General features: G+C 64.9%; 18 protein-coding genes and 2 riboswitches. Of the genes, 10 read left to right on the forward strand and 8 right to left on the reverse strand.

All coding sequences use genetic code 11. From position 1 onward, the window contains the following. Nucleotides 1-192: 192 nt before the first annotated feature. Together FJV43_RS04090 and FJV43_RS04095 are read right to left on the reverse strand one after the other, a co-directional pair. Nucleotides 193-1,797 (reverse strand): ABC transporter substrate-binding protein, encoded by a 1,605-nt coding sequence (locus FJV43_RS04090; RefSeq protein ID WP_239624817.1) that lies wholly within the window; start codon nt 1,795-1,797, stop codon nt 193-195. A 95-nt stretch (nt 1,798-1,892) separates the two neighbouring features. Next, nucleotides 1,893-3,500 (reverse strand): ABC transporter substrate-binding protein, encoded by a 1,608-nt coding sequence (locus tag FJV43_RS04095; RefSeq protein WP_239624819.1) that lies wholly within the window; start codon nt 3,498-3,500, stop codon nt 1,893-1,895. A gap of 269 nt (nt 3,501-3,769) precedes the next feature. Between FJV43_RS04095 and FJV43_RS04100 the strand changes: the two genes are divergently transcribed. The 9 genes from FJV43_RS04100 to FJV43_RS04140 all read left to right on the forward strand — a co-directional run bounded on the left by FJV43_RS04100 (nt 3,770) and on the right by FJV43_RS04140 (nt 15,760). Then, nucleotides 3,770-4,900, forward strand: coding sequence for a M20/M25/M40 family metallo-hydrolase (locus FJV43_RS04100; RefSeq protein WP_035674943.1), 1,131 nt, complete (start codon nt 3,770-3,772; stop codon nt 4,898-4,900). A gap of 94 nt (nt 4,901-4,994) precedes the next feature. Further along, nucleotides 4,995-5,099: riboswitch (glycine riboswitch) on the forward strand. A gap of 3 nt (nt 5,100-5,102) precedes the next feature. Further along, nucleotides 5,103-5,208: riboswitch (glycine riboswitch) on the forward strand. Between the two features lie 69 nt (nt 5,209-5,277). After that, nucleotides 5,278-6,579, forward strand: coding sequence for a D-amino acid dehydrogenase (locus FJV43_RS04105; protein WP_239624821.1), 1,302 nt, complete (start codon nt 5,278-5,280; stop codon nt 6,577-6,579). Nucleotides 6,580-6,757: 178 nt separating this feature from the next. Next, entirely contained in the window at nt 6,758-7,699 is a 942-nt protein-coding gene (locus FJV43_RS04110) for an ABC transporter permease (protein WP_239624822.1), read from the forward strand. A 19-nt stretch (nt 7,700-7,718) separates the two neighbouring features. Then, complete coding sequence (locus FJV43_RS04115; protein WP_239624824.1) at nt 7,719-8,606, forward strand: ABC transporter permease; 888 nt, start codon at nt 7,719-7,721, stop codon at nt 8,604-8,606. Continuing rightward, nucleotides 8,606-10,255 carry an ABC transporter ATP-binding protein gene (locus FJV43_RS04120; protein WP_239624826.1) on the forward strand — a complete coding sequence of 550 codons (1,650 nt, stop codon included), beginning with the start codon at nt 8,606-8,608 and terminating at the stop codon, nt 10,253-10,255. The genes FJV43_RS04115 and FJV43_RS04120 overlap by 1 nt, the downstream gene beginning before the upstream one ends. 295 nt (nt 10,256-10,550) lie before the next feature. After that, on the forward strand, nt 10,551-12,056 hold the full coding sequence (locus FJV43_RS04125) for a M81 family metallopeptidase (protein WP_239624827.1): 1,506 nt from the start codon (nt 10,551-10,553) through the stop codon (nt 12,054-12,056). A 13-nt stretch (nt 12,057-12,069) separates the two neighbouring features. Beyond that, the gene (locus tag FJV43_RS04130) at nt 12,070-13,242 is read left to right on the forward strand and encodes a M20 aminoacylase family protein (RefSeq protein ID WP_239624829.1); all 1,173 of its coding nucleotides are present in this window, start codon (nt 12,070-12,072) and stop codon (nt 13,240-13,242) included. Further along, nucleotides 13,235-14,656, forward strand: a complete 1,422-nt coding sequence (locus tag FJV43_RS04135) for an amidase (RefSeq protein ID WP_239624831.1) — start codon at nt 13,235-13,237, stop codon at nt 14,654-14,656. The genes FJV43_RS04130 and FJV43_RS04135 overlap by 8 nt, the downstream gene beginning before the upstream one ends. 213 nt (nt 14,657-14,869) lie before the next feature. Further along, a complete protein-coding gene (locus FJV43_RS04140; RefSeq protein WP_239624833.1) occupies nt 14,870-15,760 on the forward strand; it encodes a crotonase/enoyl-CoA hydratase family protein in 891 nt (296 codons plus the stop codon). 93 nt (nt 15,761-15,853) lie between these two features. On the opposite strand, the gene FJV43_RS04145 is transcribed toward FJV43_RS04140, so the two are convergent. The 3 genes from FJV43_RS04145 to FJV43_RS04155 form a co-directional block, all read right to left on the reverse strand. Further along, nucleotides 15,854-16,831 (reverse strand): NADPH:quinone oxidoreductase family protein, encoded by a 978-nt coding sequence (locus FJV43_RS04145; RefSeq protein ID WP_239624834.1) that lies wholly within the window; start codon nt 16,829-16,831, stop codon nt 15,854-15,856. Then, nucleotides 16,831-17,439, reverse strand: coding sequence for a 2-hydroxychromene-2-carboxylate isomerase (locus FJV43_RS04150; RefSeq protein WP_239624836.1), 609 nt, complete (start codon nt 17,437-17,439; stop codon nt 16,831-16,833). Before FJV43_RS04150 ends, FJV43_RS04145 begins: the two co-directional genes overlap by 1 nt. Before the next feature lie 134 nt (nt 17,440-17,573). Beyond that, nucleotides 17,574-18,275 carry a glutathione S-transferase N-terminal domain-containing protein gene (locus FJV43_RS04155; RefSeq protein WP_239624838.1) on the reverse strand — a complete coding sequence of 234 codons (702 nt, stop codon included), beginning with the start codon at nt 18,273-18,275 and terminating at the stop codon, nt 17,574-17,576. 134 nt (nt 18,276-18,409) lie between these two features. Between FJV43_RS04155 and FJV43_RS04160 the strand changes: the two genes are divergently transcribed. Next, on the forward strand, nt 18,410-19,432 hold the full coding sequence (locus FJV43_RS04160) for a methionine synthase (RefSeq protein ID WP_239624839.1): 1,023 nt from the start codon (nt 18,410-18,412) through the stop codon (nt 19,430-19,432). 164 nt (nt 19,433-19,596) lie between these two features. On the opposite strand, the gene FJV43_RS04165 is transcribed toward FJV43_RS04160, so the two are convergent. From FJV43_RS04165 to gpt, 3 genes are all read right to left on the reverse strand, one after another. Next, a complete protein-coding gene (locus FJV43_RS04165; protein WP_239624841.1) occupies nt 19,597-19,773 on the reverse strand; it encodes a hypothetical protein in 177 nt (58 codons plus the stop codon). A gap of 207 nt (nt 19,774-19,980) precedes the next feature. After that, entirely contained in the window at nt 19,981-20,643 is a 663-nt protein-coding gene (locus FJV43_RS04170; RefSeq protein ID WP_239624843.1) for a hypothetical protein, read from the reverse strand. Nucleotides 20,644-20,666: 23 nt separating this feature from the next. Further along, nucleotides 20,667-21,191, reverse strand: coding sequence for a xanthine phosphoribosyltransferase (gpt, locus tag FJV43_RS04175; RefSeq protein WP_028177329.1), 525 nt, complete (start codon nt 21,189-21,191; stop codon nt 20,667-20,669). Nucleotides 21,192-21,197 lie beyond the last annotated feature (6 nt).

The following is a 21,197-nucleotide window of genomic DNA, read 5'->3' on the forward strand; positions in this document are numbered from 1 at the left end:
GGGCTCGAAGGGGTACGCGATAGCCACTGCTGAGCACGACGCCTGCTCAGTCGCTCGCGCCGGCTGGCGCCGAAATCATCCGCAGCGCCGACGCGAAACCGACAAACGAAAACGGCGCCGCTGATGACAGCGGCGCCGCGTTCGTTGGCACGAAAGGGAGCGAGACGCACCCTTTGCCTACTCGGTCCTGTCCTACTCCGACTTGTCCATATTCCAGAACACCGGCGTCGCCGGACCGTCGATCACGCCGCTAATCGACTTCCGCCATGCGCTCGGACCCTGATACTGGCCGAGCGGCACATAGAGCACCTGATCGTAGACTTCCTTCTGGATCTCGACCGCGATCTTCTTCTGATCCTCCGCCGAGGTCGCGCGAACGAAGGCATCCTTGAGCTGCTCGACCTTGACGTCCTCCGCCCAGCCGAACCAGCCCCCCTTCTTGCCCTGCCCGCCGACGGCGACGTTGGAGATCGGGTTGACCACGTCGGCGCTGACCCAGTTCGTGATGAACATGTTCCAGCCGCCCTCCTTCGGGGACTTCTGGCTGGCGCGCCGGCTCACCACCGTCTGCCAGTCGGTGGCCTGCAGGTCGACCTTGAAGCCGGCTTCCCGCAGTTGCTGGGCCACCACGATCGGCTGAGCCTTCAGCGTCAACACGTCGCCCGGCGCCATGAGCACGACGGGTGTCCCGTCGTAGCCGGACTCGGCGAGCGCCTTCTTGGCCGCAGCAATGTCACCGCCCTTCGCGAGGGTCTCACCGCCAATGTCGGTCGCGAAAGGCGTGTCGCAGATGAAGATCGCGGCGCAGGTCTTGTAGTACTTGGGATCGCCGATCAGCGCATCGAGCACGTCCTTCTGCTTGACCGCCAGGAGTGCCGCGCGGCGAACCTTGACGTTGTCGAATGGCGGATGGAGGAAGTTCATCCGCGCACCCGTCTGGAATCCGAACTTGTTCAGGATCTCGGTTTTGAGCCCCTTGTCGGCTTCGATGGCGGGCAACATTTCAATGGCGGGATTTTCCATGAAATCGATGTCGCCCGACTGCAGCGCGTTCAACGCGGTCTGGGCGTCCGGCATGGTGATCCACTCGACGCGGTCCACCTTCACCACCTTGCCGCCGGCAGTCCAGCTCGCCGGCTCCTTGCGCGGCACGTAGTCGGTGTTCCTGACGTAGATCGATTTCACGCCGGGCTGGAATTCCGACGCCACGAACTTGAAGGGACCCGAGCCGATCTGCTCGGGGATCGGCTTGTCGGACGGCGTCTCGGCGAGACGCTTCGGCATCATGAAGGCAACGCGCGAGGACGGCTTGCCGATGGAATCGAGCACCAGGCCGTAGGGCTCCTTCAGCTTCAGCGTGATGGTCCTGGCGTCGGTCGCCTCGATGCTCGCGGTGAAGTCCATGAGCTTCTGGCCCATGCCGTCGACCGCGGCCCAGCGCTTCAGCGAAGCGACGCAGTCTTCCGCCGTCACCGGCGCACCGTCATGCCACTTCAGGCCGTCGCGCAGCGTGAAGGTATAGGTGAGCTTGTCGTCGGAAATCTTCCAGTCCGCCATCTGCGGCTGGATCTTGAAGTTCGAATCCGTCGCGATCAGCGTGTCGAAGATCATGTAGCCATGATCACGCGAGATGTAGGCGCTCGTGTAGATCGGATCGAGGACGCGCAGATCCGAGTGCATCACGGCGGTAATGGTCTTGCCCGCAGCAAGAACTGGCGAGCCCAGAGCCGAAAGCGCGACGACCGAAAGCGCAAGTCTGGAGGCGAACGCGCAACGCCCCCTCATGAGTTGGAACATCGGGCTCCCCTGGACTCTTTCCTGGCGGGCGGCGCCGCTGATATCAGCGGCGCCGCGTGGCGATCCGGACGAAGGTCGCGGCGAGAACGCCTCGCCTACTCCGACTTGCTGACGTTCCAGAACAGCGGCGTCGCCGGACCGTCGAGCAGGCCGGTCAGCGATTTGCGCCAGCCGCTCGGCAGGAGATACTGCCCCAGCGGGATGTAGATCACCTGATCGTACGCCTCCTGCTGGATCTCGGCCGCGATCTTCTTCTGCTCGTCGAGCGAGGATGCGCGGACGAAAGCGTCCTTGAGCTGCTCGATCTTGGGGTCTTCGGCCCAGCCGAACCAGCCCTTCTTGCCCTGGCCGCCGATCGAGAGATTGGCGATCGGGTTGGCAACGTCGGCCGCGACCCAGTTGGTGAAGAACATGTTCCAGCCGCCCTCCTTCGGCGGCTTCTGGCTGGCGCGGCGGCTCACCACCGTCTGCCAGTCAGTCGCTTGCAGGTCGACCTTGAAGCCGGCCTCGCGCAGCAGCTGGGCTGCAACGATCGGCTGCGCCTTGAGCGTCGTGACGTCGCCGGGCGCCATGATCACGATCGGTGTGCCGTCGTAGCCGGACTCGGCAAGCGCCTTCTTGGCTGCGGCCATGCCGTTGCCCTTGATGAGAGTCTCGGCGCCGACGTCGGTCGCGAGCGGCGTATCGCACACGAAGAAGGCGCCGCAGATCTTCTGATATTTGGCGTTGCCGACGAGTGCATCGAGAACGTCCTTCTGGTTCATCGCCAGCAGGGCAGCTCGCCGCACCTTCACGTTGTCGAACGGCGGATGCAGGAAGTTCATGCGGCCGAGCGTCTGGAAACCGAACTTGTTGGAGACCTCGATCGTGAGCTCCTTGTTGGCTTCCAGCACCGGCAGCATGTCGAACGGCAGGTTCTCCATGAAGTCGATGTCGCCAGACTGCAGCGCGTTCACTGCGGTCTGCGAGTCCGGCATGGTGATCCACTCGACGCGATCCACCTTCACCACCTTGCCGCCGGAGGTCCAGCTCGCCGGCTCCTTGCGCGGCACGTAGTCGGTGTTCTTGACGTAGACCGCCTTCACGCCGGGCTGGAATTCCGATGCCACGAACTTGAAGGGACCCGAGCCGATCTGCTCCGGGATCTGCTTGTCCGGCGGCGTCTCGGCGAGGCGCTTCGGCATCATGAAGGCGACGCGCGAGGACGGCTTGCCGATGGAATCGAGCACGAGGCCGTAGGGCTCCTTCAGCTTCAGCGTGATGGTCTTGGCGTCGGTCGCCTCGATGCTCGCGGTGAAGTCCATGAGCTTCTGGCCCATGCCGTCGACCGCGGCCCAGCGCTTCAGCGAAGCAACGCAGTCTTCCGCCGTCACCGGCGCACCGTCATGCCATTTCAGGCCGTCGCGCAGCGTGAAGGTATAGGTGAGCTTGTCGTCGGAGATCTTCCAGTCCGCCATCTGCGGCTGGATCTTGAAGCTCGAATCCGGCGCCACCAGCGTGTCGTAAACCATGTAGCCATGGTCGCGCGTGATGTAGGCCGTGGTGAAGATCGGGTCGATGATGCGCAGATCCGAATGCATCACCGCCGTGATGGTCTTGCCGGCCGCAAGCACTGGCGAGGCCAGCGCGGTCGAAAGCGCGACGACCGACAGCGCAAGTTTGGAGGCGAACGCGCGACGCCCCCGGCGCATGAAGTGGAACATAGAAAGTTCTCCTGACGTGAAACTGTTCAAAGGCAGGTCATTGGTTGAGCATGCGGTTCATTCGTTGGGCGAACTAACCTCATGCAATGCCTTTATCTTTTTGAGACTTGCAGACAGTGCCGAGCGCGTCAATCCGGTTTCGTCGCAGCCCCTCACGGCGCGCGCACGGGCTCCACAAAGATCGGTTTGGCTCTACAACACCCTCCGCTTGTCCTGCCCCGCGCCGATGCAATGCGCGTTCCATCTTTCGAAGCTTGAGAGACATTGAGATGAATCCTGCCAATCTTCCCTTTGATTCCGAGGCGATGCTCGAGGGCCTGCGCGGCTGGGTCGAATGCGAGAGTCCGACCTGGGATGCAGGCGCCGTGGACCGCATGCTCGATATCGCGGCGCGGGATATGGCGATCATGGGTGCGACGATCGAGCGCATTGCCGGCCGCCAGGGCTTTGGTGGCGTCATCCGCGCGCGCTTTCCTCATCCCAAGCAGGGCGAGCCGGGCATCCTGATCGCCGGACACATGGATACCGTTCATCCGGTCGGCACCATCGAGAAGCTGAAATGGCGGCGCGAGGGCAACAAGTGCTATGGCCCCGGCATCTACGATATGAAGGGCGGCAATTACCTCTCGCTGGAAGCGATACGGCAACTGGCGCGCGCCTCGTTCACCACACCGCTGCCGATCACCGTGCTGTTCACGCCGGATGAGGAAGTCGGCACGCCTTCGACGCGGGACATCATCGAGGCGGAAGCGGCGCGCAACAAATACGTGCTGGTGCCGGAGCCCGGCCGCGCCGACAACGGCGTCACGACCGGACGCTACGCCATCGCGCGCTTCAATCTCGAGGCGACGGGACGGCCGAGCCACGCCGGCGCCACGTTGTCGGCCGGACGCTCGGCGATCCGCGAGATGGCGCGGCAGATCCTCGCGATCGACGCGATGACGACGGAGGACTGCACCTTCTCGGTCGGCGTCGTCCACGGCGGACAATGGGTCAATTGCGTTGCGACGACCGCAACCGGCGAAGCGCTCTCCATGGCCAAGCGTCAGGCCGATCTTGACCGCGGTGTCGAGAGGATGCTGGCGCTGTCGGGCACCACCAACGACGTCACGTTCAAGGTCACGCGCGGCGTGACGCGTCCGGTTTGGGAGCCGGATGCGGGTACCATGGCGCTCTATGAGAAGGCGCGCGGCATCGCCAAATCGCTCGGCGCGGAATTACCGCATGCCAGCTCCGGCGGCGGCTCCGACGGCAACTTCACCGGCGCGATGGGAATTCCCACGCTCGACGGCCTCGGTGTCCGCGGCGGCAATGGCCACACGCTGGAGGAGTTCATCGAGGTCGATAGCCTGGTCGAGCGCGGCCGGCTGATGGCAGGTCTGCTGGCGACTCTGGAGTAATTGAATCGAATTTGCACTGCACAATACGTCGGCAGTCACGGTCGAAATTTAGCCTTGTCTAAAAATGAGGCGTATCGTACTGCTCGGCCGTCCACGCGATGATGCGGGAGAGATCGCAGCGAAGGCTTTCGGCCTTCGTCGCGGCGCCGACGGAGCAACCGCCCCGGAAACTCTCAGGCAAAAGGACCGTTTCGTCAGGACGATCTGGAGAGAGGCGGCGCGATTTCAGGCAATCGTGACGTCCACCGAAGGGGATAGTCCGTTGCGAGATCCGCAGCGGATCAAGCTCTCAGGTAACCGTGACAGATGGGGCGCCGCCAACGGCCTTACGGCCGGCGGTCCGCCGACTCTAACTCACGGGAGCCCCGAACTTCACCATGACCCATATTGCCATCATCGGCGCCGGCATCACCGGCGTCACGACCGCCTATGCCCTGCTCGAACGCGGCTACAAGGTGACGGTGCTCGACAAGCACCGCTACGCCGCGATGGAGACGTCCTTCGCCAATGGCGGGCAGCTCTCCGCATCGAACGCCGAAGTGTGGAACAGCACGGCGACGATCCTGAAGGGCTTGCGCTGGATGTTTCGGCGCGACGCGCCGCTGCTGATGAACCCGCGGCCGAACTGGCACAAATATTCGTGGATGAGCGAGTTCGTCGCCAACATCGGCAACTACCGCGCCAACACCATCGAGACCACGCGGCTCGCGATCGAAGCGCGCAGGTATCTGTTCGACATCGCGGCGCGCGAAGGAATCGACTTCGATCTCGAACGCCGCGGCATCCTCCACATCTATCGTGACAAGGCCGGCTTCGAATCCGGTCTGCGCGTCAACGCGCTGCTGCAGGAAGGCGGCCTCGACCGCCGCCCGGTGACGTCGGAGGAAATCCGCAGCATCGAGCCGACACTGCGCAAGGACTATTATGGCGGCTTCTACACGCCGTCGGATGCGACCGGCGATATCCACAAGTTCACCCGCGGCCTGGCGGAAGCCTGCAAGCGGCGTGGCGCGACCTTCATCCACGAGGCCAATATCGATTCGATCGCACGTGCCGGCAGCGGCTTCGTCATCGGCTGGGCCGATCTGGCCGCGAGCGATGCCGTCGCGGCCGCGCGCGGCGCACTGAACGCGGACGGCGTCGTGGTCTGCGCGGGCGTTGCGAGCCGTCACTTCGCCGCCCTGCTGGACGAGCGCGTCAACGTCTATCCGGTGAAGGGCTACTCGATCACCGTGCAGCTCGACACCGCCGAAAGCCGCAACGCCACCCCGACGGTGAGCCTGCTCGACGAGGCCGCCAAGATCGTCACCAGCCGGCTCGGCGCCGATCGTTTTCGCGTCGCCGGCACCGCCGAATTCAACGACTTCAATCGCGACATCCGCGCCGACCGCGTGCAGCCGCTGATCGACTGGGTGCGCAACAACTTCCCCGCCGTCGAAACGTCGCGCGTCGTGCCGTGGGCCGGGCTGCGCCCGATGATGCCGAACATGATGCCGGTCGTGCGCGCCGGGCGGATACCGGGCGTGTTCTTCAACACCGGCCACGGCCATCTCGGCTGGACTCTGTCGGCCGCGACGGCGCAGATGATCGCCCAGACCATCGACGGCTGGCGCGGCCTCAACGCTCCGCCGACGGTCCCTTCACTTGGGGTTGAGCGTGAACTGCGACATGCATCCTGAGTGGTCGATATCGGAGACATGCCGGCCTCTTGCTACGGCGCAGCCCTTGGCACACAATTTGCCCTAAGAGGACGGCGTCTCCGAGCGGCCTTTCCAGCCCAAGTGATAGGCATGATAGACACGACAGAGTTCACGGGAGCCTCAGGGCTCCACACGTTCCGTAGCCGGAGATAAGTGCATGCTGGGTTATCTTATTCGCCGCGTTCTGGCCGCGGTGCCCGTGATGGGCGTCGTCGCGCTGTTCGTGTTCCTGCTTCTGCGGCTGACGCCGGGGGATCCCGCCGCGATTCTCGCCGGCGACAACGCGACACCGGAACGGCTCGAGCGCATCCGCGCCTCGCTCGGCCTGAACGAGCCCCTGATCGTGCAGTTCATCACATGGGTGAACAAGCTGCTGCACGGCGACCTCGGGACCTCGCTGATCTCCAACCTGCCGGTGATGAAGATGATCGGCCAGCGCGTCGAGCCGTCGATCTCGATCGCGCTGTCGACCATCATCCTCGCAGTCGTCGTCGCCGTCCCCCTGGGGGTGATCGCGGCCTGGAAGCACGGCACCTGGATCGACCGCTTCGTGATGGGCCTGTCCGTGCTCGGCTTCTCGGTGCCGGTGTTCGTGGTCGGCTATCTCCTGATCCAGATCTTCGCCATCGACCTGCGATGGGTGCCGGTGCAGGGCTTCCGCAGCATCTCGAACGGCTTCGGGCCGTTCTTCGAGCGCATCATCCTGCCGACCTGCGCACTCTCCTTCATCTACATCGCCCTGATCGCGCGCATGACGCGCGCGGCGATGCTCGACGTGCTCGGCGAGGACTATGTCCGTACCGCGCGCGCCAAAGGCATCAACGAGGTCGCGGTGATGATGCGCCATGCGCTGCGCAACGCCGCGGTCCCCGTGATCACCGTGATCGGCACCGGCTTCGCGCTCCTGATCTCCGGCGTCGTCGTCACCGAGAGCGTGTTCAACATCCCCGGCATCGGCCGCCTCACCGTTGATGCGGTGCTGGCGCGCGACTATCCGGTGATCCAGGCGATGATCCTGCTGACGTCGCTGATCTATGTCGTCGTCAATCTTCTCATCGACGTCGCCTACACCCTGCTCGATCCCCGGATCCGGTACTGAGGCAAGGATAAGGATACAAATGTCGGTCGATACCCTTCCCCAGTCGTCCATCCCGATCACGTCGCCGCTGCGGCCGCGATTCGGATTCCTCACCTCGACGCCCATCATTGCGACTGCGACGGTCCTGCTCACGCTGGTCGTGGTGGTCTCGATCCTCGCGCCGCTGATCGCGCCGCATGATCCGATCCAGCTCGCGCCGTCGCAGCGGCTCAAGCCCTCCTCCTCGCAATTCCTGCTTGGCACCGACGCCTACGGCCGCGACCTGTTGTCGCGCGTGATCTATGGCGGCCGCATCTCGCTTCTGATCGGCATCGGCTCGGCGATCCTGTCGATCGTCATCGGGCTCGCGATCGGCCTCGTCTCCGGCTTCTTCAAGCTGGTCGATTCCGTGCTGATGCGCGTCATGGACGGCCTGATGGCGATGCCGAGCATCCTGCTCGCGATCGCCGTGGTGTCGCTGTCCGGCGCCAGCATCTGGACCGTGCTGATCGCGATCACCATTCCCGAGATTCCGCGGGTGGCGCGCCTGGTGCGCTCGGTCGTGCTGTCGGCGCGCGAGGAGCCTTACGTCGAGGCCGCGATCTCGGTCGGCTCCAGCCTGCCGAAGATCATGTGGCGCCACCTGATGCCGAACACGATCGCGCCGCTGATCGTCCAGGGCACCTATGTCTGCGCGAGCGCCATTCTGACCGAGGCCATCCTCTCCTTCCTCGGCGCCGGCATCTCGCCGGAGACGCCGACCTGGGGCAACATCATGGCCGAGGGCCGCCAGTATTTCCAGATCAAGCCGTCGCTGATCTTCTGGCCGGGCCTCTTGCTCTCGATCGCCATCCTCAGCATCAACCTGATCGGCGACGCCGCCCGCGACGCACTCGATCCGCGCATGAAGCAGCGGGAAGGCAAGTGATGACCAACACTATCCTCGACATCAACAACCTCGTCGTTTCCATCGGCAAGAAGCCGAAGGGCGTGAACATCATCGACGGCATCTCGATCCAGGTGCGCGAGCGCGAGACGCTGTGCCTCGTCGGCGAAAGCGGCTCGGGCAAGTCGGTGACGTCGCTCACCACGATGGGCCTCCTGCCGAAGGGCACGCTGGTTCCCACCGGCGGCAGCATCAAGCTGGTCGGCGAGGAACTGCTCACCGCGACCGACCGCCGCCTGCGCCAGCTTCGCGCGACGAAGATGGCCATGATCTTCCAGGAGCCGATGACCGCGCTGAATCCGGTGGTGCCGGTCGGCCGCCAGATCGACGAGGTGCTGCGCGCGCATACCGATCTCGACGGGAAAGCACGAAAGAAACGCATCCTCGACATGATGGAGCAGGTCCACCTGCCCCAGGTCGAGCGCATCTTCGCCTCCTATCCGCACCGCCTCTCCGGAGGCCAGCGCCAGCGCATCATGATCGCGATGGCGCTGGTGCTGGAGCCGAAGCTCCTCATTGCCGACGAGCCGACCACCGCGCTCGACGTCACCACGCAGAAACAGATCCTGACGCTGATCCGCGAGCTGCAGCGCGATCACGGCACCGCCGTGCTGTTCATCACGCACGACATGGGGGTGGTCGCCGAGATCGCCGACCGCGTCGCGGTGATGCGGCAGGGCCGCCTGGTCGAGACCGGCCCGCTCGACACCGTGCTGCGCAATCCGACCATGGAATACACCCGCAACCTGCTCGCCTCGGTACCGAGCCTGGTGCCGCGGGCGCCGCGCGAGGACAGCCGCGAGCCCGTGGTGCTGGAAGCCAACGAGCTCAGCAAGGTCTATAAAGAGCGCTCCTTCTTCGGCAAAGGCCGCGAGGTCGTCGCCGCCGACAAGGTCACGCTGACGCTGCGCAAGGGCCGCACCCTCGGCATCGTCGGCGAAAGCGGCTCGGGCAAGTCCACGGTGGCACGCTGCATCGTCCGCCTGATCGATCCGACCTCCGGTGGCGTGCGCCTCGCCGGTCGCGAGATCGCCGACATCTCGCGCCGTCTGCTCCAGCCGCACCGGCAGAAGATCCAGATCGTGTTCCAGGATCCCTACCGCTCGTTGAACCCGCGCGTGACCGTTGGCGACAGCATCGCGGAAGGCCCGATCAACTACGGCGTCTCCCAGGCCGATGCGATGAAGCGGGCGCGCGAACTGCTCGAGCTCGTCGGCCTGCCGGCAGATGCCGTGTCGCGCTATCCGCACCAGTTCTCCGGCGGCCAGCGCCAGCGCATCGCCATCGCACGCGCGCTCGCGCTCGATCCGGACGTGCTGGTCGCGGACGAGGCGGTCTCCGCGCTCGACGTCTCCGTGCAGGCACAGGTGCTGGAACTGCTGGACGAGATCCAGAATCGGCTCGGCATCGCCATCCTGTTCATCACCCACGATTTGCGCGTCGCTGCGCAAATCTGCGACGAGGTCGTGGTGATGCAGCATGGCCGCGTCGTCGAACAGGGTCCCGCCGCCGAAGTGCTGACGCATCCGAAGCAGGCCTACACCAAGGCGCTCCTCGATGCCGCACCAGGGCGAGGCTGGGATTTTGCGAACTTCCGGCCGGTGGCGGAAGGCATGGGGGCCACACTCTAGCAACATTCTCGCTGTCGTCCCGGCGAACGCCGGGACCCATACCGCGGAATCTACCGGTCGCGTGCGGTGCTAATCCCGGACGACGTATCTTCGCCAAACTCCTCCCTGGGGTTATGGGTCCCCGCGTTCGCGGGGACGACACTGAGAATGTGGAAACGTCGCGGCTCACAACATGCACCGCGTCCGCAGCATTCCCAAAACAGCTTGAGGCCATGCACGGCGAGAGTGCTTCCCGCCTTGCTCTCTCCTTCGCGCCAAGGCTAACGTCGCGCACTTTCAATCGGGACTGAACTGAATGACACGTATCGCCATCGGCGGCTTCCTGCACGAGACCAACACGTTCGCTCCGACCAAGGCGACATTCGCGGACTTCCAGCATGGCGGCGGCTGGCCGGCGATGACGGAAGGCGCCGACGTGCTGAAGGTGATGCGGCGCATCAATGTCGGTCTCGCCGGCTTCGTCGACAGCGCTGAAGCCAGCGGCTGGGAACTCGTTCCGACGATTGCCTGCGGGGCGAGCCCCTCCGCGCATGTCACCAAGGACGCCTTCGAACGCATCGTGAAGGTGATGGTCGACGGCATCGCAGCCGCCGGTCCGATCGATGCGGTCTATCTCGACCTGCACGGCGCCATGGTGACCGAGCATCTCGATGACGGCGAAGGCGAGATCCTGGCGCGCGTGCGCCGCGTCATCGGCAAGGATGTTCCGCTCGTCACCAGCCTCGATCTCCATGCCAACGTCACGCCCGAGATGATCGAGCATGCCGACGCGCTGATCGCCTACCGCACCTATCCGCATGTCGACATGGCCGAGACCGGCCGCGCCTGCGCAAGACATCTGGCGCTGCTGCTGCAGACGAAGCAGCGCTTCGCAAAGGCGTTCCGGCAACTGCCGTTCCTGATCCCGATCAGCTGGCAATGCACCAACGACCAGCCGACCAGAGGCATCTACGAGAACCTCGCCGCGCTGGAGGGCGATGCTATTCCGACACTCTCTTTCGCGCCCGGCTTCCCGGCCGCGGATTTCCGCGATTGCGGGCCGAGCGTATTCGCCTACGGCAAGACGCAGGCGGACGCCGACCGCGCGGCCGATGCGATCGTGAAGCTGATCGAAAGCCACGAGGACGATTTCGACGGCAAGATCTGGTCGCCTGACGATGGCGTGCGCCATGCCATGGAACTTTCTCGGAATGCGAGCAAGCCGATCATCATCGCGGACACCCAGGACAATCCCGGCGCCGGCGGCGATTCCGACACGACGGGCATGCTGCGCGCATTGGTGCGCAACAAGGCGAGCGCCGCCACCGGCGCGATCTACGATCCGGACTCGGCCAGGGCCGCGCATGCGGCCGGCATCGGCGCCAGCGTGACGCTCTCGCTCGGCGGCAAGTCCGGCATCCCCGGCGATGAGCCCTATCGCGAGACCTTCGTGGTCGAAAAGCTCTCCGACGGCCGCTTCATCGCGCCCGGCCCCTATTACGGCGGCCGCGAGATGGAGATGGGTCCCTCCGCGTGCCTGCGCATCGGCGACGTCCGCGTGGTCGTTTCTTCGCACAAGGCGCAACTCGCCGACCAGGCGATGTACCGCTATGTCGGCATCGAGCCGACGCGAGAGAAGATCCTGGTCAACAAGAGCTCGGTACACTTCCGCGCCGATTTCGAGCCGATCGCGGAGAAGCTGATGATCTGTGCCGCACCCGGCGCAATGCCGGCCGACACGGCTTCCCTGCCCTGGACGCGGCTGCGGCCGGGCATCCGCATCAAGCCGAACGGCCCTGTTTTCGATCCTCCCTCACGCTAACCGGACAGGACACATGCCCACGATCGACCGCATCGACGGCTACGCCGACGAACTCACCGCTATCAGGCGCGACCTCCACGCCCATCCCGAGATCGGCTTCGAGGAAGTGCGCACGTCCGGCATCGTCGCCGACAAGCTGAAGAGCTGGGGCATCGAGGTGCATCGCGGCCTCGGCGGCACCGGCGTGATCGGCGTCATCAAGGGCAAGGGTTCGAGCGGCAAGCGCATCGGCCTGCGCGCCGACATGGACGCGCTGCCGATGGAGGAGAACACCAACCTGAAGTGGAGCTCGAAGATCCCCGGCCGCTTCCACGGTTGCGGCCATGACGGCCACACCACCATGCTGCTCGGAACCGCGCGCTACCTCGCCGAGACCAAGAATTTCGACGGCACCGTGCACCTGATCTTCCAGCCAGCCGAGGAAGGCCTCGGCGGCGCCCGCGCGATGATCAAGGACGGCCTGTTCGAGAAGTTTCCCTGCGACGAGCTCTACGGCCTGCACAACGCGCCCGATCTCAACCATGGCGAGATCGCGATCCTGCCCGGCCCCGCGATGGCCGGTGCCGACTTCTTCGACCTCCGCATCACCGGCTACGGCGCGCATGGCGCGATGCCCGAGCGCTCCAAGGACGCGGTGATCATCGCCACCACGCTGGCTCAGGCGATTCAGACCATCGTCAGCCGCAACGTCGACCCGCTGCAGTCCGCCGTGATCTCGATCACCCAGATCCATGCGGGTTCCGCCTACAACGTCATTCCCGGCGAGGCGCATCTCTGCGGCACGATCCGCACCTTCTCGGACGAGGTCCGCGCCATGATCAGCGAGCGCATCCGCACGATCTGCGCCGGAGTGGCTGCCGCGTTCCAGTGCGAGATCGAGGCCGACATCCGCGACACGTTCGGCGTGCTGGTCAACCAGGTCGAGCAGTCCAAGGTGGTCGAGGAGGTTGCGCGCACCATCGTCGATCCCGCCAACGTGATCACCCGCACCCAGCCGAAGATGGGCAGCGAGGATTTCGCCGACATGCTGCAGACAGTCCCCGGCGCGTATTTCTGGGTCGGCCATGACGGCTCGGTGCCCGTGCACAATCCCGGCTTCGTGCTCGACGACAAGATCCTGCCGATCGGCGCCAGCATGTTCGCCCGCATCATCGAGACGCGCATGCCGGTGGGGGCCCATGCATAAAAAGAGCGTCGAAGAGGCGGTCACCTCGCTGCACGATCTGTCCGCGGTCGATCTGATCGCAGGCTATCGTGCAAAGCAGTTCTCGCCGAGCGAGGTGCTGGAGGACCTGCTCGCGCACGTCGCTGCGTGGGAGCCGCACCTCAAGGCACTCTATGCGTTCGATCCCGACGGCGCGCGCGAGGCCGCAAAGGCCTCGACCGCGCGCTGGACCGGCGGCGAGCCGTCCGGCGCGCTCGACGGCGTGCCCGTCACGGTGAAGGACAACATCGCGACCAAGGGCGTGCCGGTGCCGCTGGGCGCGGCCAGCGTCAAGCTCGTGCCGGCCGAGAAGGATGCCCCGCCGGCTGCGCGGCTGCGCGAGGCCGGCGCGATCATCTTCGCCAAGACCACCATGCCCGATTACGGCATGCTGTCCTCCGGGCTTTCCAGCTTCCATGCGCTGGCGCGTAATCCCTGGGACCTCACCAAGAATCCCGGCGGCTCCAGCGCTGGCGCAGGCGCGGCCGCAGCGGCCGGCTATGGTCCCTTGCATCTCGGCACCGATATCGGCGGCTCGGTGCGGCTGCCAGCCGGCTGGTGCGGGCTCGTCGGCCTGAAGCCGAGCTTCGGCCGCGTGCCGATCGATCCCACCTATGTCGGCCGCGTTGCCGGCCCGATGACGCGCACGGTCGACGACTGCGCCCTGATGATGAGCGCGATCGCAAAACCCGACCGGCGCGACGGCATGAGCCTGCCGGCCGAACCCCTCAACTGGAAGGGGCTGGAGAAATCGCCGCGAAAACTGCGCATCGGTCTGATGCTCGATCCCGGCTGCGGCATGCCGCTGGAAAAACCGGTGCGCGAGGTCGCGGTGAAGGCGGCGAAGGCGTTCGAATCCGCGGGCGCCGTCGTGACCGAGGTCGACGGCATCCTCACGCGCGAGATGCTCGACGGCCTCGACAATTTCTGGCGCGCGCGGATGTGGGACGATCTGTCCAAGCTGACGCCGGCCGAGCAGGCAAAGGTGCTGCCTTACATCTTCAAATGGGGCGAGTCCAGCGCCAGCCTCTCCGGCGTCGACGTGATCCGTGGCTTCAACCAGACCATGGCGATCCGTGCGGCGGCGTCAAAGCTGTTCTGCGAGCTCGACTATGTGATCTCGCCGACCGCGCCGAACGTGAATTATCCGGCGGAATGGGCCTCGCCGACCAACGATCCCATGAAGCCGTTCGAACACATCGCCTATACCGTGCCGTGGAATATGTCGGAGAACCCCGCGATCTCCGTCAATGGCGGCTTCGATGCCAAGGGGTTTCCGATCGGCGTGCAGATCGTCGGCCGGCGCTTCGACGACATCGGCGTGCTCGGCATGGCCAAGGCGTTCGAGGGCCTGCGTGGCCCGCAGCGGCCCTGGCCCGAGCCGCCGGCCAATTGATCGCAGCGTCGTCATTCCGGGTTGCGCCCTCTTGGCGCAAGCCCGGAATCCATTCATCCGCACAAGTGGTGCGGAGAAATGGATTCTCGGGTGCGCAATTGCGCACCGTAGTTCGCGCCTTCCGCCTTCGCTCTGCGAGCTTCGGCGGCCAAGTCGCGCGCTCCGGAATGACGTGCTAGAGAGACCGATAAAGAAACAAGGAAGGAAACCGCCATGGCGTATGAGACGATCAAATACGAGGTCGCCGAACAGATCCTCACCATCACGCTGAACCGGCCCGACAAGCTCAACGCCTTCAATGCGCAGATGCAGAGCGAGCTGATCGACGCGTTCGACGCTGCCGACAAGGACGACAACGTCCGCGCCATCATCGTCACCGGCGCCGGCCGCGGTTTTTGCGCGGGCGCGGATCTTTCGTCCGGTGCCGACACGTTCGATCGCGACGCGCGGCGCGGACCTGTAAAGCGTCTCGCCGACGGCAGGGTCGATTACAGCGATCCGCAGGTGCGCGACGGCGGCGGCCAGGTGACCTTGCGCATCTTCAAGTGCATGAAGCCGGTCATCGCCGCGGTGAACGGGCCCGCGGTCGGCATCGGTGTCACCATGCAGCTCGCGATGGATATCCGCATTGCCTCGGAGGCCGCACGTTTCGGCTTCGTGTTCTCCCAGCGCGGCATCGTGCCGGAGGCCGCCTCGAGCTGGTTCCTGCCGCGCATCGTCGGCATCTCGCAGGCGCTGGAATGGTGCTATTCGGGCCGCGTCTTTCCGGCGCAGGAGGCGCTTGCGGGGCGCCTCGTCAGCAAGGTGGTGCCGCCGGATGATCTTCTGCCAACCGCCCGCGCGCTCGCCAAGGAATTCGCCGCGAAGACCGCGCCGGTCTCGGTCGCGCTGATCCGCCAGATGATGTGGCGCATGATGGGCGCCGACGACCCGATGGAGGCCCACAAGGTCGACAGCCGCGGCATCTACGCCCGCGGCCGCTCCGACGATGTCAAGGAAGGCGTGGTGTCGTTCCTGGAGAAGCGTCCGGCGCAGTTCAAGAACAAGGTGTCGACCGACATGCCGGATTACTTCCCGTGGTGGACGGAACGGGAGTACAAATAGCTTACGGTCATTCCGGGGCTCGCGAAGCGAGAACCCGGAATCTCGAGATTCCGGGTTCGCCCTCCGGGCGCCCCGGAATGACGGTGAGGAACATCACTCCATCACCAGCGCCACCCGCCCGATCGCCTTGCGATCGAGCAACAGCCGCATCGCCTGCGCGTAGTCCTCCAGCGGCAGGCGGTGCGAGACGTTGGGGCGCAGCCTGCCCTCCTCCGCCCATTGCAGCAGCGCCTTCAGGCGCGCTTCGCCAAGCGCAGGATTTTTCCGCACCGCTTCGCCGGCGCGCACGCCAATGACGCTGGCGCCCTTGATCAGCAGGAGATTGGTCCTGGCCGAACCGATGCCGCCGGTGAAGCCGATCACCAGCAGCCGGGCGCCCCAAGCGATGCAGCGCATGGAATCTTCAAAGACCTGGCCGCCGACCGGATCGAACACGACGTCCGCGCCGCGGCCGTCGGTGATCCGCTTGACCGCGTCGCGAAACGGCTCGCGGTCATAGCGCACGAGATGATCGGCGCCGCGCGATTTCGCAATTGCAAGCTTCTCGTCGCTCGAGGCTGTCGCGATCACGATCGCGCCCAGCATCTTGCCGATCTCGACGGCGGCAAGACCGACACCGCCGCCGGCGCCATGCACCAGCAGCACCTCACCCGGCTCGACCCGGCCGCGGTCGATCAGCGCGTGATAGGCCGTGCCGTGGCCGGCGAGATAAGTCGCGGCCTCGGCATAGTCGAACGTCGACGGCATCGGCGTGAGTTGGGCCGGCGTCACCACCACCTCATCAGCGAAGGCTCCATGGCGCATCTTGACGATGACCTTGTCGCCGACCGAAACGCCCCTTGCCTCCGGTCCTACCTCGGTAACATCGCCGGCAGCTTCCATCCCGGGCGTGAACGGCAGCTCAGGCTTGAGCTGATAGTCGCCGGCCGCCATCAGCACGTCAGGGAAATTCAGTCCGGCGGCGCGGATCGCGACGCGCACCTCCCCCGGCTTCAGGGCGCGGGGCGGAAACTCCTCCAGCCGCAACGTCTCGGGCACACCGAGCGCGCGGCATACGACAGCGCGTACCATCAGGCCGCGCTCGCCTTGCTGCGCAGCAGTGCCTCGCGGATCAACGGCAGGCGATCGTTGCCGAAGTACATGTCGGTCTTGTTCACGAAGATCGTCGGCGAGCCGAAGCCGCCGCGGGCGACGACCTCCTCGGTATTGGCCTTGAGCTGATCCTTGATCCCCTGCTCCGAAATACCGGCAAAGAATTTCTGCTCGTCGATCCCGACTTTCCTGCAGATCTCGGCGAGCACCGCATCCTGCGAAATATCCTTGTCCTCGCCCCAATAGGCCTCGAACACGGCCGTCGCAAACGGCACGATGTCCGCATCCAGCCAGATGCAGCCGCGCATCGCCTTGACGCTGTTCACGGGGAATACCGTCGGCGGCATCTTGATCGCAAGCCCGGCCGAGCGCGCCCAGTCCTGAAGATCCTTCTTCATGTAGCGCGCCTTCAGCGGCACCGGCTTTTCGCGCTGGGCGTAGACGCTCGGGTTGACCGTGTTGAAGATGCCGCCGACCAGGATTGGCCGCCAGACGATCTCGGCGCCGAGTCCCTTGGCCAGCGGCTGGATGTTGTGGAAGGCGAGATAGGTCCAGGGGCTGGAACAGTCGAAGAAGAATTCGATCATGGCGTTTCCTTTGCTGACGGACCTCATCCTGAGGAGGCCGCGGAGCGGCCGTTTCGAAGGATGGCCACCCGCGATAGTCGGGCCTTCATGGTTCGAGACGCGCCTGCGGCGCTCCTCACCATGAGGAACGGTCACTACGTCTTTCCTAACAGCTCCTTCGCACGCTGGCCGAACATGATCTTGCGTGATTCCTCGTCGAAAGGCTCTTTCACGAACTTGCCGATCGCGAGCCCGGACTGCACCTGCGGCCTCGCACGAACCTCGGCATACCAGCGTTTCACGTTCGGATAGTCGTCGAGCGTAAAGCCTTGCGCCTTGTGGGTCATGGTCCAGGGAAAGCAGGCGATATCGGCGATGGAATAGTCGCCGGCGACAAAGGCTCCGGTCTTGCCGAGCTGGCGATCGAGCACGCCGTAGAGCCGCGCTGCCTCGTCGCGATAGCGCTCGATCGCATAGGGGATCTTCTCCGCCGCGTAGAGCGCAAAATGTCCATGCTGGCCGAGCATCGGTCCGAGCCCGGCCATCTGCCACATCACCCATTGGATCGTGGTCGAGCGCCCGCGCAAGTCCGTCGGCAAGAACCGGCCGGTCTTTTCCGCGAGATAGATCAGGATGGCGCCGGTCTCGAAGGCCGAGAACGGAGGCCCGCCGTCGGCAGGATCGTGATCGACGATGGCCGGGATACGGTTATTCGGGGAGATCGCGAGAAATTCGGGGTCGAACTGCTCGCCGGAGCGGATGTTCACGGGCTTCACGCTGTAGGGGAGCCCGAGTTCCTCCAACATGATCGAGATTTTCCAGCCGTTCGGCGTCGGCGCGTAATAGAGATCGATCACGACCTTTCCCCTGGCCTTTCCTTTGGGCCTTCCCTGTCATCGCCGTCGGAATAGAGAGCGACTTTTGTTGTTCTGTACCTCGACGTTAAGTCATGGCAGGAAGAGGCGCAACACAACCTGCCGGGAGGGCCGCCATGCTGTTTCCAACCACGATCGCCGGCTCCTTGCCGAAGCCGGAATGGCTGGCCGAGCCCAACATGCTGTGGGCGCCCTGGAAGTCGCAGGGCGACGAGCTTCTCCGGGCCAAGCGCGACGCGACCCTGATCTGGCTGAAGATCCAGGAGGACGCCGGCATCGACATCGTCACCGAGGGCGAGCAGGCCCGGCAGCATTTCGTCCACGGCTTCCTGGAGAAGATCGAGGGCATCGATTTCGCCCACAAGATCGAGATGGGCATCCGCAAGGACCGCTACAAGGCGATGGTGCCGCAGGTGGTCGCCCCGCTCCGGCTGAGGGGACGCGTCCATGCCTTCGAGGCGCGCGTGGCGCGCACACATACCAGGAAGAAGCTGAAGTTCACCCTGCCCGGCCCAATGACCATCATCGACACCATCGCGGATCGCTACTATGGCGACCGCGTGAAGATGGCCTTTGCCTTCGCCGAGCTGCTCAACGAGGAGGCCAAGGGCTTGCAGGCCGACGGCGTCGATCTCGTGCAGTTCGACGAGCCGGCCTTCAACGTCTACATGGACGAGGTCAACGACTGGGGCATCAAGGCGCTGGAGCGCGCCGCGCAAGGCCTCACCTGCGCCACCGCCGTTCACATCTGCTACGGCTACGGCATCAAGGCGAACACCGACTGGAAGGAAACACTCGGCAGCCAATGGCGGCAGTACGAGCAGATCTTCCCGGCAATCGACGCGAGCCCGATCCAGCAGGTCGCGATCGAGTGCCGCAATTCGAAGGTGCCGCTCGACCTGCTGGCGCTGCTCAAGACCAAGATCGTGCAGGCCGGCGTGATCGACGTCGCCAGCGACACGGTGGAAACCGCCGAGGACGTCGTGAAGGTGATCGACGCGGTGTCGCAATTCGTGCCCAAGAGCAACATCATCGCCACCACCAATTGCGGCATGGCACCGATGCGGCGGGAGATCGCCGAGGCCAAGCTGATGGCGCTCGGCGCCGGCGCCGCGCTGGCGCGCGAGAAGCTTGGGTGAGAAGCCAGGCTGACGTCGCGGACCTAAAGCGCGATGCGATCAGGATGAATCGTCATCGCGCTTCAGGTCGTTGTTTAAGCATGATCCTTTCGGAAAACCGCTGCGCATTTTTCCGGATCATGCTTTCGCGCGAGGGCATGGACTCAACAGCGCGGAGCCACAGCCTACCTTCGCGACAGCAACCCGGCGCCCGTCGTCGGCCCGGCCGTTCTGATGACGTCGTGCGGGTGATCACCCTTGCAAGCATGCTCGTCGAGCGACTCCAGCCCGAGCAGATATCGGCCGTGCTCGTGCATGTTGTTCGTCATGTATCTGTCAATACGGCTGAGAAAGTTCAGCATTTGACTCTCCTCGATGCTGCACGAGAAGATAAGTTGCCGGGTGTAGCCGATCGATGGGACCGCCGGGACAATGATATAAAGAGAGTATAGTCGTCGCCGAAACGGCTGCCCGAACGAGTAAGAAAATGTCGACCACGCCTCATGGTCCGCAATAAGAGATCATGGGGAGTGGTGCCGCCTCGTCCGTGACAGCGTCGAGTGCGCGGCCTAGCTGAGCGCCGTCGGATGCAGCGTGGGCCGGTAGCCGGCGTCTAGCGCCCGAAGCGTTGACGGTGGCGTCAGGAGCTTTGCGTCATCGAGCTGACGCTCAACGCTGGCATAGCCTGCCGGCGACCACAGCAGCACCCTGCCCTGCACCACCAGAAAGCTCTCTTCGCCCTGGTGCACCATCGCGCCGTCCGGCAAGTCCGGCCACGGCATCGGGAGCGGATGCAACCGCTTGCGGCCGCGATGGAGACGCTCGCGATGCAGCGCGGCATCCATCGTCTTCGCGCTGATGCCGCTTGCACCATTGCCCGCTTCCCACGCGGCGCGGAATCGCATGGCATCGTCCCGGCGGCAGAAGAAGCAGGGACGATGGCCCGCGGCAAAGGCGGTGGCCTCGTCCAGGAAGAACAGCTCGGTCCAGCTCCGCCGTGCCATCACCGGCCGCCGCCAGCCACGGAATTCGCACAGGCAGGTGATCCAGGCCGGCGACGACCAGCGCTTCTTCAGAAGCGTCTTCGTCGCGGGATCGTGGATGATGCCGCGATTGCCTGTGAACAGGCCGCGATGCGGGGTGGCGATGATGTCGCCAGTGGGTGTGACGCGGTTCTGAAGGGGGCGAGTAGCGAATGGCGAATTGCGAGTGGAGGAGCTGCTACTTGCCATTCGCTACTCGCCACTCGCTCTGGTCACGCCGCCCCGTCGCGAAGCGGCGGGTGATAGGACAACGCGGTGTCCCAGGGGAAGAAGATCCAGGTATCCTGCGACACTTCCGTGATGAAAGTGTCGACCAGCGGGCGCCCCATCGGCTTGGCGTAGACGGTGGCGAAATGGGCCTCCGGCAGCATCTCGCGCACCAGCTTGCCGGTCTTGCCGGTGTCGACGAGATCGTCGACGATCAGGAGACCCCTGCCGGTGCCGCCGCCGAGCTTCATCACCTCGTCCGAGATGCCCTTGAGCACCTTCAACTCGCCCTGCTTGGTGTGGTCGTAGCTGGCGATGCAGACGGTATCGATGACGCGCACGCCGAGCTCGCGTGCCACGATCGCCGCCGGCACCAGGCCGCCGCGTGTGATCGCAATCACCGCATGGAACGGGCCGACTTCGTTCAGTCGCCAGGTCAGCGCCCGGCAATCCCGGTGGAACTGGTCCCACGAAACCGGAAAAGGCCTGCCCGCGCGCTCCTGCGCGCTCAGTTCCGGTGCTTCACCCATCGTCGT

The organism is Bradyrhizobium sp. I71 (assembly GCF_022354745.1).
In the GTDB taxonomy this organism is placed as follows: Bacteria; Pseudomonadota; Alphaproteobacteria; order Rhizobiales; family Xanthobacteraceae; genus Bradyrhizobium; species Bradyrhizobium liaoningense.